The following is a 14,171-nucleotide window of genomic DNA, read 5'->3' on the forward strand; positions in this document are numbered from 1 at the left end:
GGCTCGGTCACGACAGCGCTCCCTCCTGGGCCAGCGGCCACCGAGTGGTGACCGTGAATGCTGCCCCGGCGGTCACGGTGCAGCCTCCGTTGAACAGCGCGCAACGCTGCCGAATGCCGGCCAGGCCCTGCCCCGGAACCGGCACCCTGCCATCCTGCCCCACCAGTGGGCTCGTCACGGTGACGGTGAGTAGCCCAGGCCGCCAGCGCATCCGCAGGTGTGCCTGTTGCTGGGGCGCATGCTTGATGACGTTGGTGAGCGACTCCTGGATCACCCGGTAGACGGCGAGATCCATACCGGGCCCGAGGGGCTGTTCGACTCCCTCCGTTGCCAAGGTGACTGGGAGACCAGCGGCGGCGACGCTGGCCAGTAGCGCGGGTAGCGCGCATAGCCCCTTGGCGTCCAGCTCGTCGTCCGCGTTGGTGACGGTGGTGAGCAGGCGTTTGACGTCGGTGAGTGCTTCCCGACCGGTGCCCGCGATCTGGTCGAACAGTGGACCGGCGACGACGGCGTCGGTGCGGGCGGCGACGCGCCCACCCTCGGCCTGAGCGATGATCGAGGCCAGCGAGTGCGCGATGATGTCGTGCATCTCGCGGTTGATCCGGGTCCGCTCCTCGTGCACGGCGAGTTGGGCGCGTACGGCGCTCTCCGCTTCGGCGAGTCGACGGCGATGCTCGGCATGCTCCACGGCACTGCGCTGCTGGCGGTGCCGTAACCCGGTTGACCAGGCGGCGAGCGACGTCGTCACGATCACCGTGCCGAGCAGCGCGGCGCCGCCCGGCCAGCTCGGCACGGTGTGCAGGGCGTAGCCGGTCACCACCAGGGCGCCGATCACGCCGGCTAGGAGGCCGGTGTGCCGCATTCGCTCGGTGGCGTATGCGGCGACTGCGTGAATGGCGACCAGGCCGACGAGGTCGCCGGGGAAGAGGAAGCTCTGCGTCACCAGCACCTGCATGCCCGAGATGAGCGCCGCGAGCCCGAGCATGGTCAGCGGTGCGACCCGGCGGATCGCCAGCAACGAGGCCAGCATCGCCGACCAGTACCAGGCCGGCAGTCCGGTGAGCCCGAGTCCCAAGCAGCCGACCGCGGCGGCGATCGCGATGCCGGTGTCAACCACCAGCGCCCGCTTCGTTTCGACCCGCACTCGTTCAGGGTATTCAGGGAGCCGTTGTTGGGGAATGGCCGCTTCCCCCGACGATACCGAAGCCTCGATACCAAGGTATCGGTCTGCGAGCGAGAGGCGATGCCCCGGACGGATGTGCCCGACCGGGAGCCTGCCTACCGTCGGTGAGATGGAGATGCAGACGGCGTGTGCCGACCTGGTCAGCTGCCGAGACGTCTACAAGACGTACGGTGCCGGAGAGTCCGCAATCCGGGCGGTGGACGGGGTTTCCGCCAACTTCGCCGTCGGCGAGTTCACTGCCATCATGGGCCCCTCCGGCTCTGGAAAGACCACGTTGATGCAGCTGCTGGCCGGATTGGACACCCCCACCGAGGGCTCGGTCTGCGTGGCCGGCACGCCGTTGGCGGGGCTGGACGACCGCGCGCTGACCGATCTGCGGCGAGATCGGATCGGCTTCATCTTCCAGGCGTTCAACCTGCTGCCCACGCTGACCGCTCGGCAGAACATCGCGCTTCCGCTGCGGCTCGCCGGCCGGTCGGTTGATCCGGTGCGGTTGCGGATCATCAGCGACCGGCTGCGGATCGGCGACCGGCTGGAGCACCGCCCGACCGAGCTGTCCGGGGGCGAGCAGCAGCGCGTCGCGGTAGCCCGGGCCCTGTTGGCCCAGCCCAGTGTCGTGTTCGCCGACGAACCGACCGGTGCGCTGGATATCGCCACCGGGCGGGCCCTGCTGGTCGGCCTGCGGGACGCGGCACGGCGGTACGGGCAGACGATCATTATGGTGACGCACGACCCCGGCGCCGCGGCCCATGCCGACCGGGCCCTGGTGATGGCCGACGGCCGTATCCGCGACGAGCTGCGTCAGCCCACTCGGGACACCATCCTCGCCTCGCTGGCCGCGGTGACGGCATGAGCGTGATCGTCGCACTGGCCTGGGCGCAGGTCCGTACCCACCCGACCCGGTTTCTGGCAATCATCGCCGCGGTTCTGCTGGCGACGGGGTTCCTCGCCGCCACCGCCACCTTCGCCGCCACCGCCAGCGAAGGGCTACGCCGCACCGCGGCGGCGCCGCTCACCATGGCCGACATCGTCATCGCTGCGGCGGACTCGGCGTCCGAACCGAGTTGGTACCGAACGGTGGCGGAGGTCCCGCACGTCCGCACGGTCGATCCGCAGTTCGCGCGAACGGTCAGCGTCGTCAGTGGCGAGCGACGCGGTTCGGCAACCGTGCAGAGTATCGCCGCCACCACCGCGGTCCGCTGGTTCGACCTGGACCGTGGCTCGTGGCCTACTGGGCCCCAGCAGGTCGTCGCGGACCAGCGGACCCTTGACGAGCTGGGGGCGGGCGTCGGCGACCCAGTGACCTTCCGGCAGGGCGACCGGCCGGCGGTCACCGTCACCGTGACGGGCTCGACCGACCTGGGGTTCCGTCCGTTGGCCGGTGCGTCATTCCGCTTCTACGCCGACCCGGCCTACTTCGCCGACGATGTGCCGCGCGCCGCCCTGGTCACGACCGACGACCCGAACCGGCTCGAGGCCACTATCGACTTGATTGATCGCATCCTGCCGTCGGGCGCGTCGGCGGTGAGTGCTTCCGTCGCGGCGGACGAGGCCGCCGCGCGCCTCGTCGGGGGGAGTACCCAGCTGATCGTGTTGATGCTCGCCCTCGTCGCGGTGGCCCTGCTGGCCGCCATCCTGGTCATCGCCAACACCTTCCAGGTGGTGGCCGCCCAACGGGTTCGTCAGACTGCCCTGCTGCGGCTCGTCGGCGGGCACCGAAGTCAGGTCAGCCGGATACTGCTGGCTGAGGCCGCCATCGTGGGCACGATCGGCGCCGTCATGGGTGCGGCGGCGGGTGTCGCGGTCGGCTACCTCGGCGCCGACCTGCTCGGCATCAGCGGTGGTGGCCTACGGGTGCACCCGCTGTCGCTGGCCGGCAGCGTGTTGGTCGGGATCATGGCCACGCTCTTCGCCGTCGGGTTGCCAACCCGACGCGTTGCGGGCGTCGCGCCGGTCCGGGCGCTCGGGGAGCTTCCCGAGGCGCCGCTCGCTGCGGTCCGCGCTCCGCGCCGCCTGGTCGCCGGCGTGGTGGTCACGCTCGGTGCGGTCGCGGTGCTGGCCGTGGCGGGGGCCGGCGGCTCGCTGCCGCTGGCCCTCGCCGGTGGCCTGTTGTTGGCGGCCGGCCTGTTGCTCATCCTGCCCCCGCTGATCGCGCTGCTGCTGCGGCCGATCGCCCGAATGTCGGAGCGGTTCGGCGTCGCCGCTGGCCTGGCCGGGAGCAACCTGAACCGGAACGCCCGGCGGACCGCCACGGCGGCGATGGCCGTGGTGGTCGGCGCGGCTCTGATCGCCTGCCTGACCGTGGCGGCCAGAACCGGACAGGCCACGGTGGAGGCGGACCTGGCGGCCCGCTACCCGGTGGCCGTAAGCGCCCACACCGAAGGTGGCCCTGTTGACGGTGCCACGGTTCGGGCGCTCGCCGCGGTACCCGAGCTGACCGCCTCGGCCACCGTGGGCACGGTAAACGCCCGGTTCTCCGACGCTGGCAAGGCCACCCCGACTCGAATCGCCGCCCTGCCCGCCAGCCTGGCCGACCAGCTGGCGCCCGAACTCGCCGCACCGACCGAAGCGCCGGTCCTCCTCGTACCCGAGGCGTACCTAACCGCTCGCGGCCTACTGGAGGGCAGCCCGGTGAGCGTCGGTGTCGGCGACCGGAACTTGAGCTTTGTCGTCCGCACCTCCCGGCTGGCCGATACCACGGGGCAGTTCCTCGGGGTGACCTCCGCCGACGCGCTCGCAGCACAGGGCGTCCCGACGGTCCCCACCACGATCTGGGCGGTGGCGAATCCCGACGTCGATCGGGCCGCGCTGGCCGACCGGGTGCATGCGGTCACCGCCGGTGATCTGGAGGTGGAGTTAGGCGGTGGCATCACCGAGGGGGGTGACCTCGCCGAGGTCCTCGCACTCCTGCTCGGGCTGGCACTCGCGATGCTCGGCGTAACCGTGATCATCTCGCTGCTCGGCGTGGCGAACCTGCTGGGCCTGTCGGTCGTCGAACGTACGCCGGAGCTGGTTCTGTTGCGGGCGCTCGGCACCCGGCGCGGGCGCCTACGGGCAATGCTCGCCATCGAGGCGGTGGCCATCACCGTGATCGGCGCTGTCACCGGCCTTGTGATCGGCGTGCCGGTGGGCCTGGTCGGTGCGATCGCCACCGTGCGTCCGACGGCCACACCGGTCATTGCGTTGCCCTGGTTGCAGCTGGCTCTGCTGCTGGCCGCAGCGGTGGTGACCGGGGTGCTGGCCAGTATCGCGCCGGCACAGCGGGCGGCGCGGATCTCCCCGGCGCAGAACTGGACACGCTAGGTTCGTCTTGGGCGACACCATCACTTCAGCGAGAGGAGTTTCGCGTGCCGGATGTGCAGCGGTCGGAGTTGATTGCGCTGCTCGACCTCGCACCCCACCCGGAGGGCGGCTGGTTCCGAGAGACGTGGCGCTCGACGCAGACACTGCGTCCCGCCGGGTACGACGGGAGCCGTAGCGCGGCTACGGCCATCTATTTTGTGCTGCACCCCGGTGAGTGCTCCCGGTGGCATGTGGTGCGCTCGGACGAGCTGTGGTTGTGGCACTCGGGCAGTCCGCTGACGCTGCGGTTCGGCGGCTCTGGCGAGCAGCCGGCGGACGAGTCCAGGGACGTGACTCTCGGCGCGGATGTCTCCGCCGGGCAGCGTCCGCAGGTGCTGATTCCGGGCGGGACGTGGCAGGCAGCGAGCCCAGCGGGTGACCAGCCGGTCCTGGTCAGCTGTGTGGTGGCGCCCGGGTTCGACTTCGCTGACTTCAAGCTGGAGTAGGTCTCCCCGGGGGAGCGAGTGCCGCCGTGTCGTACCTGCGGAGGAGAATCACCGGCGTGTACGAAGAGTGGGCTTCGCCGCTGCCGTTCGTCGTCGCCTGGCGGAGCGTCACGGTACCTGGTGGCGCTCCGCCGCGGGTGCTGCCCGATGGCTGCCTCGACCTGATCTGGCAGGACGGTGCGGTCTTTGTCGCCGGGCCGGACACGACCGCCCGGGTGGCGTCCTCCGCGCCGGGCAGTCGCTACGCCGCGCTGCGGTTCGGCGCCGGGACCGGACCTGGCGTGCTGGGCGTACCCGCAAGCGAGGTGGTCGATCGGCAGGTGCCGTTGGAGGCAATGTGGCCGGCGGCGCCCGTCCGCGCTATCGCCGAGGCGGAGGATCCGCTCGTCGCCTTGACGACCGCGGCGCGCCGTCGCTGGCGCGGCACCGACCGCGTGTTGGTCGCCCTGGTCGGTGCCGCGCGGGCCGGAATGTCCGTTGGCGTGGTCGCGGCGCGCTGCGGCCTCAGCTCCCGGCAGTTACAGCGGCGCAGCAATGCCGCGTTCGGCTACGGGCCGAAAACCCTGCACCGGATTCTGCGAATGCAGCAGGCCGTCGCGCTGGCGCGGACCGGCCAGCCCTTCGCGTCGGTAGCAACCGAGACGGGCTACGCCGACCAGGCCCACCTCGCCCGCGAGGTACGGGCGTTGGCCGGGGTGCCGCTCACCGCGCTACTTCGGTGACGTGATCTGGGCGAAGAGGTCCACCACGTTGCCGTCCGGGTCACGCACCTGTGCATAGCGTTGTCCCCACGGTGCGTCCCAGGGCTCCTGGACCGACGGGTACCCAGCGGCGACGAGGTCGGCGTGAAGCTTCGCCACCTCGGATGGGTCCGCGCAGCGAAAGGCCCAGCCGCCGGAGGGCGGCCCGGGTCGATAGTCCGGGTCGAACGACCGCAGCGAGGCGTGAGTGTCCCACATGAGCCGGATCCCGCCGGAAACGGTCACCTCGACGTGCGATTCGTCCTCCGCGCCGGCCGGAAACGGCAGGCCGAGTCGGCGGTAGAAGGATAGCGATGCTGCCATGTCGGCCACCGCGAGGCCGATCGCGTTGAAGGTTGGTGCCATGACCTCGACGGTACGAGCGGTTCGTGTCCCAGTCTTGAACGAATCGGACGGGCCCCGGGGTTCCTGGTCCGGGCGGACCCCCCCCGGGCACCACGCCTCACTGCGCCGCAGTACGTCACCCTGAGGTAGTGCTGGGCATACCCGAGCAGTACATCTACGCAGCTGGCTCGACCTTCCTGGCCTGACTAGCGTTGCCGTATGACCTTGGACAGACCCCTGCACCTGGCAGCGGCGCTTCGCCGGCCCGGCGATCGCCGGGAAGCTCTTCATTACCGAGGCGGCGATCGGCAAGCACGTCAGCAACATCCTTACCAAGCTTGAGCTGCCGCCCAGTGACGACACCAATCGCCGAGTGTTGGCTGTCCTCACCTACCTACGCACGGGCTCGCCGCACGCCTCGTAGGGACGAATCTCTCGCCGGCCCGCCGCTAGGCGAGTAGTGGCTCCAGGACGCTGGGGGTGGTCGCCTCGGTGTTGCTGAGCACCACGAACCGCCGGTTCAGTTCTGGAATGTTCCCGACGAACGTCTTGTAGCCCGCGTTGTGGCCGCTGTGGTGCCACCACCGTCGGTTGTGGAGCTCGCCCAGGAAGACGCCGTAGCCGTAGCCACTCTCCTCCGGACCCTTGCCGGTCTGAGCCCGTTCGGTCAGCATCAGCGTGCGGTAGGGCTCGCTCAGCAGCCGGCCGCTCTGGAGGGCGTCGAGCCAGGTCAGCATGTCGTTGGCGGTTGACCACACGTCACCGGTCCCCATGCCGACCACGTCCAGCTCCCAGGTCGGCAAGGGCTGGCCGTCGGCGTCGTGGCCGAGCGCCAGGTTCGGCTGTGTCGTGGGCATTCCGGCGAAGGTCTGGGTCAGGCCGAGGCGGTCGAAGATGCGGTCCGCCAGGAAGGCTCGGTAGGGCGTGTCGGCGGACCGTTGGACGATCTGCGCCAACAGCACGTACGCCGGGCTGCTGTATCTCCAGCCCTGCCCGGGTGCGTGTTGCAGCGGCACGGAGTGAAAGGTTTTCAGTAGTTCGCTCGGCTCAACCCGCTGCGCCAGATCGATCATGGGGTAGTCCTCCCAGTGGCCGAGGCCGGAGGTGTGGCTGAGCAGGTGGTGCAGCGTGATGTCCCGCCACTGCTCCGGGCAGCCGTCGACCCAGCGGCTGATCGGATCCTCGAGGAGCAGCGTGCCCTCTTCGACCAGCAGGAGTACCGAGGCGGCGGTGAACTGCTTGCTGACCGAGGCCAGCTGGAAGCGGACCGCAGTGGACTCGGCGACGACTATCTCGTCGCCCTGTTGGACCACTATGTCAACTTGGGTCATCGGCCCCACCATAGCGGCACCGGGGCCGTCCCGCCGGGGTGCCGCGGGCGCTCAGTCCTGGTCGGGGTGACGGCGAACAGGGAAGTTTCGAGAATGTTTCCGAAAACTCTTGCAGCATCTTTCATGGATGCCGCATCGTGTTCGCTACCGGATGGCCGTCCGCCCTTGCCGAGCACCCCTTCGCACGAGAGGTCCCGTCATGGAAACCGCGAGACCACATCCAGTTGGCCGCACCGGCCGTCTGGTGCTCGCCGCCGCGCTGGTCGCGGTGGGCGGCACCGCGGTCGTCACCGCCGCGACCACCGCCAGCTCCGCCCGCGCCGCTGTCGTGCTCAACGACAGCGAGGTGACCGCCAACCTGTGGCAGTGGAACTGGAACTCGGTCGCCACCGCCTGCACCGACCACCTCGGCCCCGCCGGCTACGGCGCGGTGCAGGTGGCCCCGCCACAGGAGTCGGTGTACCTACCCAACAGTGCCGACGGGGTGCACCCCTGGTACGAGGTCTACCAGCCGGTCTCGTACCAGCTGGAGAGCCGGTTCGGTAGCCGGGAGCAGTTCGCCGGCATGGTCACCACCTGCCACGACGCGGGCGTGCGGGTCTATGTGGATGCGATCGTCAACCACATGGCCGGCACCAACAACCCGGCGGGGACGCGCGGCTACGCCGGCACCGAGTTCTCCGGCCACAGCTACCCCGCGGTTCCCTACGGCGGCGGCGACTTTCACCGTCCGGGCGACAACTGCCCGACCGACGGCTCCATCAACGACTGGGACAACGTAGCCCAGGTGACCAGCTGTGAGCTGCTCTCCCTGGCCGATCTCTACACCGAGAAGGAGTACGTCCGAGACACGATCGCGGGGTACCTGAACGACCTGATCGGCCTCGGCGTCGACGGTTTCCGGGTGGACGCGGTCAAGCACATCCGCAAGGACGACTTCGCGGCGATCCTCAGCCGGCTGGACGACACCGTCGCGGAGGGGCGGCGCCCCTACGTCGCCCAGGAGATCTTCGACGGGGCCAACAACCCTGACCTCCAGGCCCGGGCGTTCATCGGCAACGGCGACGTGCTCGACTTCGCGTACGCCAAGGGTATTCGCTCCGCCTTCCAAGGCTCGATCGCGACGTTGGGCAATATTCCGAACTGGAACCTCGACGCGCTGAGTGCCAACGTCTTCTCGATGGTCACCAATCACGACCTGGAGCGCGACGGGGTGGTGCTGTCGTACAAGGACGGCACCGACTACGTGCTCGCCAACTACTTCGCGTTGGCCTACCCGCACGGCAAGCCGTCGGTCTTCGACAGCTTCACCTGGTCGAATCGGAATCAGTCCCCGCCACACAACGGCGGCGGGTATGTCACCGACACGGTCTGCGGCGGCGCCTGGAACTGCCTGAGCCAGAGCACCGGCGTCAAGGGCATGGTGGGCTGGGCCAACGCGGCGCGTTCGGTCCAGAGCGTCGCCGACTTCACCGCGGTCAACGACAACGTGATCGGCTTTCACCGGGGCGATCGGGCCTGGATCGGCATCAACGACTCCGGTGGCACCGCCACCGCCACCTTCGCCACCGGCCTCACTGACGGCGACTACTGCGATGTCATCTCCGGCGCGGCCGAAGGTAGTGGCTGCACCGGCGCTACCGTGAGTGTCACCGGCGGTCAGGCCACCGTGAGTATCCCGGCGAACAACGCTGTCGCCATCCACGTCAACGCCCGCCCCGGCGCGACGCCGTCGCCGACGGTCAGCCCCACCGGTGACCCTACCGACGAGATCGCCACGACCTTCACGGTCAGTGCGATCCCCAGCGCCGATCAGGAGGTCTACGCCGTCGGTAGCGTCTCCGAACTCGGCTCCTGGGCCCCGGCCGCCGCGGTGCGGCTGACCCCGCAGGGTCCGAACACCTACCGTGGGACGATCGACCTGCCCCCGTCCACCGCGGTCGAGTACAAGTTCATCAAGGTGACCGGTGGGGGAGACGTGACCTGGGAGTCCGGCGAGAACCGGAGCTTCACCACCCCCGCCTCCGGGACGTACGCGCTGACCGAGACCTTCCGGGGCGACTCGATCCCCGCCCCGGCGATCCCCAGCTCGTTCCACGCCACTGTCTACACCTACTTCGGGCAGAACGTCTTTGTGGTCGGCAATGTCACGGAACTGGGCAGCTGGAATCCGGACAACGCCATCGCGCTCTCTGCGGCCGACTACCCGGTCTGGCGGGCGACCGTCGACCTGCCGCCGAACACCCACATCGAGTACAAGTATGTGAAGAAAAATCCGGACGGTTCGGTGACCTGGGAGTCCCAGTCGAACCGGAGCTTCACCACCCCGGCCACCGGGACCCGCGCCAACACCGACACCTGGCGCTAGCCGCAGCAGGGCCCACCCGCGGAGTGACCTCCGCGGGTGGGCCCTGGTGCTGGGAGGGTGGGCACCCTATCTGCGCGCGAGTTCCGCCTCGATTCGGCGGACCAGTGTCTTTCGGCTCTTGCCGGCGCGTTCGCGCCGTAGCGCCGACCGGAGTTGGCGGGTGTCGAGCCCGGTCAGCCGTTTCGCCGCGTCGGGGACCCGCAGGTCGAGTAGCCGGTCGACCGACGTGGTGTCGCGGCGGGTACGGCTGGCCGGCCCGGTGTTGGCCACGTACTGCCGGCCGCTCCTCGACGCCGTTCGTTTCTTGGTGTCGGTGGCGCGGCGTTCCTTTTCGGGGAGTTCCTTCCACCCGCGTTCGGGCAGGTAGCGCTTCGTCTCGCCGTCCTGGCGCGCCCGGGTGCCGCCCTCTCGGGTTTGCCACTTCTCGCGGCCCCACTGCCGCCGGGATCGCTGCCGTTCGTCTCGTGGCCCCTGGTAGCCCCCGCCCTGCCGTTCGTACTCCTTGACCAGCAGTTGCGACTTTCGAGCCGACCACTGTCCGGGTCGGGCGCCCTTGTCGGAGGCATTGATCTCGTCTTTGAGCTTTCTTCGTAGCTTCGGATCGGTGTACCGCGCCATGCCCCGGGCTACCCGGTGCCGGCGTGCCATACGCCCCGCATCCCGGTCGAGCGATCGGTCGCTACGCCATACCCGTTAAGCAGCGATTACGGAAAGTTTGCCCTTCCGTTACGTCGGCAATCAGCTTAATCTATTGCTGGAAGCGCTCCCAAATGTCCACCACCACTACCACTAGGAGCTTCCGTGTCCCTGAAATCAAGATTGCCGGCTGCCGCGGTGGCGGCCTGCGTAGCTCTCGGGCTGACGGCCGCCGCCCCGGCCGCGTTCGCCACCACCGCACCCCAGCCGGAGGTGCGGGTCGTCTCGGCTCCGCCAGCGGCCGACTGGCTGCACGCCGACGGCAACAAGATCGTGGACGAGGCGGGCAACCAGGTGTGGTTGACCGGCGCGAACTGGTTCGGCTACAACGCCACCGAACGGGTCTTCCACGGCCTCTGGGCCGGCAACATCGAGATCATCACGCGGCAGATGGCCGAGCGCGGAATCAACATCGTACGGGTGCCGATCTCCACGGAGCTGCTGCTGGAGTGGAAGGCCGGCCAGACGGTGCTGCCGAACGTGAACCTGTCGGTCAACCCGGAGTTGATCGGCCTGGACAACCTGCAGATCTTCGACTATTGGCTGGCCCTATGCGAGGAGTACGGGCTGAAGGTCATGCTCGACGTGCACAGTGCTGAGGCTGACAACTCCGGCCACTTCTACCCGATGTGGTACAAGGGGGAGACTACCCCGGAGCTGTTCTACCAGGGCTGGGAGTGGGTCGCCGCGCGGTACCAGCACAACGACACCATCGTCGCGATGGACATCCAGAACGAGCCGCACGGCACCCCGGACAACCCGCCCCGGGCCAAGTGGGACAGCACCAGCGACACCGACAACTTCAAACACGCCTGCGAGACGGCGGGCAATCGAATCCTCGCGATCAACCCGAACGTGCTGATTCTCTGCGAGGGCATCGAGGTCTACCCACGCCCGGGGGAGAGCTGGGACTCACCCAACACCGACCCGGACCAGAGCCCCAACTACCACTACAACTGGTGGGGCGGCAACCTGCGGGGGGTGAAGGACCACCCGATCAATCTGGGCGCCCACCAGGACCAGTTGGTCTATTCGCCGCACGACTACGGGCCACTGGTGCACGAGCAGCCGTGGTTCCAGAAGGACTTCGACAAGACCACGTTGACCAACGACGTGTGGCGACCAAACTGGCTCTACCTCCACGAGGAGGACACCGCGCCGCTGCTGGTCGGCGAGTGGGGTGGCCGGTTCGGGCAGGACGAACGGCAGGACAGGTGGCTGAAGGCGTTGCGGGACCTGATGGCCGAGCAGCGGATCCACCACACCTTCTGGTGCCTGAACCCGAACTCCGGCGACACCGGCGGCCTGCTGCAACACGACTGGCAGACCTGGGACGAGGTCAAGTACGAACAGGTGCTCAAGCCGGCGCTCTGGCAGTACAACGGCAAGTTCGTCAGCCTGGATCACCAGGTACGGCTCGGTGGCGACGCCTCGACCACCGGCATCAGCCTCACCGAGCGCTACGCCGGCGGCGGGAACGACACTGTCGCGCCGACCGCCCCGGGGCGTCCCGTGGCCAGTGACCTGACCGCCACCACGGTCACCCTGACCTGGGACGCCGCCACCGACAACGTCGGGGTCGTCGGGTACGAGGTGCGGAGCGCGACCGCCGGCGGTCCGCCGAGCACGGTCGCTACTGTCGCCGGCACCACCCATCAGGTGACCGACCTGGCGGCCGAGACCGAATACACCTTCACCGTACGGGCCCGGGACGCGGCGGGAAACGTCTCCGCCGCCTCCCCGGCCCGTACCGTCACCACCCCACCCGGCGGTGGTGGTGGAGATAGCGGCTGTAGCGCCACGTACCTGTTGACGAGTACGTGGCCGGGAGGCTTCCAGGGTGAGGTCACCGTGGAGAACACCGGCACCGCAGCCATCGCCGGCTGGCAGGTCACCTGGACCGACCCGGGCGGGACCGCGGTCACCTCGCTGTGGAACGGCCGGTGGACGGTCACCGATGGTGCGAATGTGGTGCGCAACGAGTCGTACAACGGTCAGCTGGCGGCCGGGAGCAGCACCACGTTCGGCTTCACCGGCACCGGTCCGGGCGCCGCGCCGGCCGGGCCGACCTGCACCGCCCACTGACCCTGACCCCGGGTGAACCGGGTCGCCAGAAGGGAGAAATGGCGCGGCTATCGTGGGTGCACCGTGTAGGTCAGGTGGGTCACCCGTGCCGACGACTTCGAATGAACTGGCTTCAGCGCGATCCGGGACGCGTCCACACCCTCGAAGAGGCGGGTGCCGGCGCCGAAGAGTACCGGTGCGACCGAGACCGACAATTCGTCGACCAGGCCCGCGTTGAGGTACGCCTGGGCCGTCTCGCTGCCGCCGGAGATGCGGATATCCCGCTCGCCGGCGGCCTCGCGGGCCTGATCCAGCGCGTGCTGAATGCCGTCGTTGACGAAGTGGAACGTGGTCCCGCCGGGCCGTTCCCAGGGGGAGCGCCGCTCGTGGGTGAGGACGTACACGGGGACGTGGAAGGGCGCTTCCTCCGGCCACGCGTGCTCGCCGAGGTCGAACATGCGCTTGCCCATGATGTTCGCGCCGGTACGTTCGAACGTCTCTCGGACGAAGTCGTTGTCACCCCCCTCCTCGCCGCCTTCCCCCAGGTGGAGCCGTTCCCGGAAGTACCGCTGCGGGAAGAGCCACCCCTGAAGCTCCATCCACTGGGCCATCCAGTAGTCGAGCCGCGGGTCCCGCTCTCGCTGTTCGGGCGTGGCGTGGAGACCTTCCATCGACTCGGGCGCGCTGAAGCCGTCGAGCGACATGGAAAGGCTGACAAACACCTTGCCCGGCATCAGCGGGCACCCTTCCGGGCGATCTCGGCGGCGTAGGAGGCCAGTTTGCCCAGCGTCTGCTCGCCGCGCTCGATCGCGCGGTACTCCAGCACAACCCGGTCCCGTAGTTGTCGGGTGGGGAAGATGCTGCGCATGACAATCTGGGTCGTGGCGCCGTGTGGCGTGAAGTCCAGGATCGATTCGAAGCTGTTCGGGTCATCGCGGTACGCACCGTGCAGCAGCGTGATCCGCTTGGGTAGGACGATCTCGGTCCACATGATCCACTGCGGGTAGTCGGTCCCGTCCGGTCCGTGCATCACGAAGTCCCAGACTCCACCTTCGTGGAACTCGAAGGCGTACGTGGTGGTGGTGAACCCGTCCGGGCCCCACCACCGGGACAGGTGCTCAACCTCGGTGAACGCCTCAAATACCAGCTCCTGCCGGGCGTCGATGAGCCGGGAGACGACAATCTCCCGGTCCGTCGTGGCCGGCTGCGTGTCTTGCCTTGTCCCTGTCACTGGCCGTTCCTCCTGTCGTGCTTGAGGTCTTGGACGTAGCTGTTCAGTCGATCGAAACTCTCGTTCCAGAACTGTTCGAATCCGCCGATCCACTCGTGGACCGGCCGCAGCCCTTCCGCGTCCAGGCTGTAGCGGCGCTGCCTGCCCACCCCACGGACCCGCACCAACCCCACCTCCCGGAGCACCCGCAGATGCTTGGAGGCCTGCGGCTGGCTCATCCCCAGTTCCTGGGCCAGATCGGTCACCGGCCACTCACCGGCCCGCAGCAGCCCGAGGATGTCTCGACGCTGCGGCTCCGCGATCGCGTTGAACGCGTCCGATGTCGTCGCTGCTCGCGCCATGACGGCCATAGTATGCCTATAACGGCATGCGTCAAGCCGGCGGAAAGGTGTGTCCTGGTCGGGCGGCTTCCAATCGCGGCGATG

At 68.9% G+C, this 14,171-nt stretch carries 13 protein-coding genes and 1 pseudogene; 7 read left to right on the plus strand and 7 right to left on the minus strand.

From position 1 onward, the window contains the following. Positions 1-7: 7 nt before the first annotated feature. Entirely contained in the window at positions 8-1,144 is a 1,137-nt protein-coding gene (locus tag T398_RS08890; protein ID WP_496445855.1) for a sensor histidine kinase, read from the minus strand. Between the two features lie 148 nt (positions 1,145-1,292). Between T398_RS08890 and T398_RS08895 the strand changes: the two genes are divergently transcribed. The 4 genes from T398_RS08895 to T398_RS08910 are packed head-to-tail and all read left to right on the plus strand — an operon-like array spanning position 1,293 to position 5,693. Next, complete coding sequence (locus T398_RS08895) at positions 1,293-2,036, plus strand: ABC transporter ATP-binding protein (RefSeq protein ID WP_496445856.1); 744 nt, start codon at positions 1,293-1,295, stop codon at positions 2,034-2,036. Then, positions 2,033-4,486: an ABC transporter permease gene (locus T398_RS08900; protein WP_496445857.1), complete on the plus strand. Its 2,454-nt coding sequence runs from the start codon at positions 2,033-2,035 to the stop codon at positions 4,484-4,486. The genes T398_RS08895 and T398_RS08900 overlap by 4 nt, the downstream gene beginning before the upstream one ends. A gap of 44 nt (positions 4,487-4,530) precedes the next feature. After that, positions 4,531-4,971, plus strand: coding sequence for a cupin domain-containing protein (locus T398_RS08905; protein ID WP_496445858.1), 441 nt, complete (start codon positions 4,531-4,533; stop codon positions 4,969-4,971). A gap of 56 nt (positions 4,972-5,027) precedes the next feature. Beyond that, positions 5,028-5,693 (plus strand): helix-turn-helix domain-containing protein, encoded by a 666-nt coding sequence (locus T398_RS08910; RefSeq protein WP_496446022.1) that lies wholly within the window; start codon positions 5,028-5,030, stop codon positions 5,691-5,693. On the opposite strand, the gene T398_RS08915 is transcribed toward T398_RS08910, so the two are convergent. Continuing rightward, the gene (locus T398_RS08915; protein WP_496445859.1) at positions 5,682-6,077 is read right to left on the minus strand and encodes a VOC family protein; all 396 of its coding nucleotides are present in this window, start codon (positions 6,075-6,077) and stop codon (positions 5,682-5,684) included. The two genes, T398_RS08910 and T398_RS08915, sit on opposite strands and share 12 nt — an antisense overlap. Before the next feature lie 247 nt (positions 6,078-6,324). On the opposite strand from T398_RS08915, the pseudogene T398_RS08920 reads away from it, so the two are divergent. Then, positions 6,325-6,480: pseudogene (locus T398_RS08920) on the plus strand (DNA-binding response regulator); the annotation flags it as partial. Positions 6,481-6,505: 25 nt separating this feature from the next. On the opposite strand, the gene T398_RS08925 reads toward T398_RS08920, so the two are convergent. Next, positions 6,506-7,387, minus strand: a complete 882-nt coding sequence (locus T398_RS08925; RefSeq protein WP_496445860.1) for a serine hydrolase domain-containing protein — start codon at positions 7,385-7,387, stop codon at positions 6,506-6,508. Positions 7,388-7,586: 199 nt separating this feature from the next. Here T398_RS08925 and T398_RS08930 point away from each other — a divergent pair, with 199 nt between their 5' ends. Then, entirely contained in the window at positions 7,587-9,755 is a 2,169-nt protein-coding gene (locus tag T398_RS08930; RefSeq protein WP_496445861.1) for a carbohydrate-binding module family 20 domain-containing protein, read from the plus strand. 66 nt (positions 9,756-9,821) lie between these two features. Here T398_RS08930 and T398_RS08935 read toward each other — a convergent pair whose 3' ends face one another. Next, the gene (locus tag T398_RS08935) at positions 9,822-10,373 is read right to left on the minus strand and encodes a hypothetical protein (RefSeq protein WP_496445862.1); all 552 of its coding nucleotides are present in this window, start codon (positions 10,371-10,373) and stop codon (positions 9,822-9,824) included. Between the two features lie 216 nt (positions 10,374-10,589). Between T398_RS08935 and T398_RS08940 the strand changes: the two genes are divergently transcribed. After that, positions 10,590-12,536 carry a cellulase family glycosylhydrolase gene (locus tag T398_RS08940; protein ID WP_496446023.1) on the plus strand — a complete coding sequence of 649 codons (1,947 nt, stop codon included), beginning with the start codon at positions 10,590-10,592 and terminating at the stop codon, positions 12,534-12,536. A gap of 47 nt (positions 12,537-12,583) precedes the next feature. On the opposite strand, the gene T398_RS08945 is transcribed toward T398_RS08940, so the two are convergent. Genes T398_RS08945 through T398_RS08955 form a run of 3 tightly spaced genes read right to left on the minus strand, consistent with a single transcriptional unit; the run spans position 12,584 to position 14,087 of the window. After that, entirely contained in the window at positions 12,584-13,249 is a 666-nt protein-coding gene (locus tag T398_RS08945; RefSeq protein ID WP_496445863.1) for a dihydrofolate reductase family protein, read from the minus strand. Next, complete coding sequence (locus tag T398_RS08950) at positions 13,249-13,746, minus strand: SRPBCC family protein (RefSeq protein WP_496445864.1); 498 nt, start codon at positions 13,744-13,746, stop codon at positions 13,249-13,251. The genes T398_RS08945 and T398_RS08950 overlap by 1 nt, the downstream gene beginning before the upstream one ends. Continuing rightward, on the minus strand, positions 13,743-14,087 hold the full coding sequence (locus tag T398_RS08955; RefSeq protein ID WP_496445865.1) for an ArsR/SmtB family transcription factor: 345 nt from the start codon (positions 14,085-14,087) through the stop codon (positions 13,743-13,745). The genes T398_RS08950 and T398_RS08955 overlap by 4 nt, the downstream gene beginning before the upstream one ends. Between the last annotated feature and the right edge of the window lie 84 nt (positions 14,088-14,171).

The organism is Salinispora goodfellowii (genome assembly GCF_059570675.1).

Excerpts from the sequence above, each read along its gene's own strand:
- T398_RS08895 (WP_496445856.1), top strand. The coding sequence starts at position 1,293 with ATGGAGATGCAGACGGCGTGTGCCGACCTGGTCAGCTGCCGAGACGTC.
- T398_RS08900 (WP_496445857.1), top strand. The coding sequence starts at position 2,033 with ATGAGCGTGATCGTCGCACTGGCCTGGGCGCAGGTCCGTACCCACCCG.
- T398_RS08915 (WP_496445859.1), bottom strand. The coding sequence starts at position 6,077 with ATGGCACCAACCTTCAACGCGATCGGCCTCGCGGTGGCCGACATGGCA.
- T398_RS08925 (WP_496445860.1), bottom strand. The coding sequence starts at position 7,387 with ATGACCCAAGTTGACATAGTGGTCCAACAGGGCGACGAGATAGTCGTC.
- T398_RS08930 (WP_496445861.1), top strand. The coding sequence starts at position 7,587 with ATGGAAACCGCGAGACCACATCCAGTTGGCCGCACCGGCCGTCTGGTG.
- T398_RS08935 (WP_496445862.1), bottom strand. The coding sequence starts at position 10,373 with ATGGCGCGGTACACCGATCCGAAGCTACGAAGAAAGCTCAAAGACGAG.
- T398_RS08945 (WP_496445863.1), bottom strand. The coding sequence starts at position 13,249 with ATGCCGGGCAAGGTGTTTGTCAGCCTTTCCATGTCGCTCGACGGCTTC.
- T398_RS08955 (WP_496445865.1), bottom strand. The coding sequence starts at position 14,087 with ATGGCGCGAGCAGCGACGACATCGGACGCGTTCAACGCGATCGCGGAG.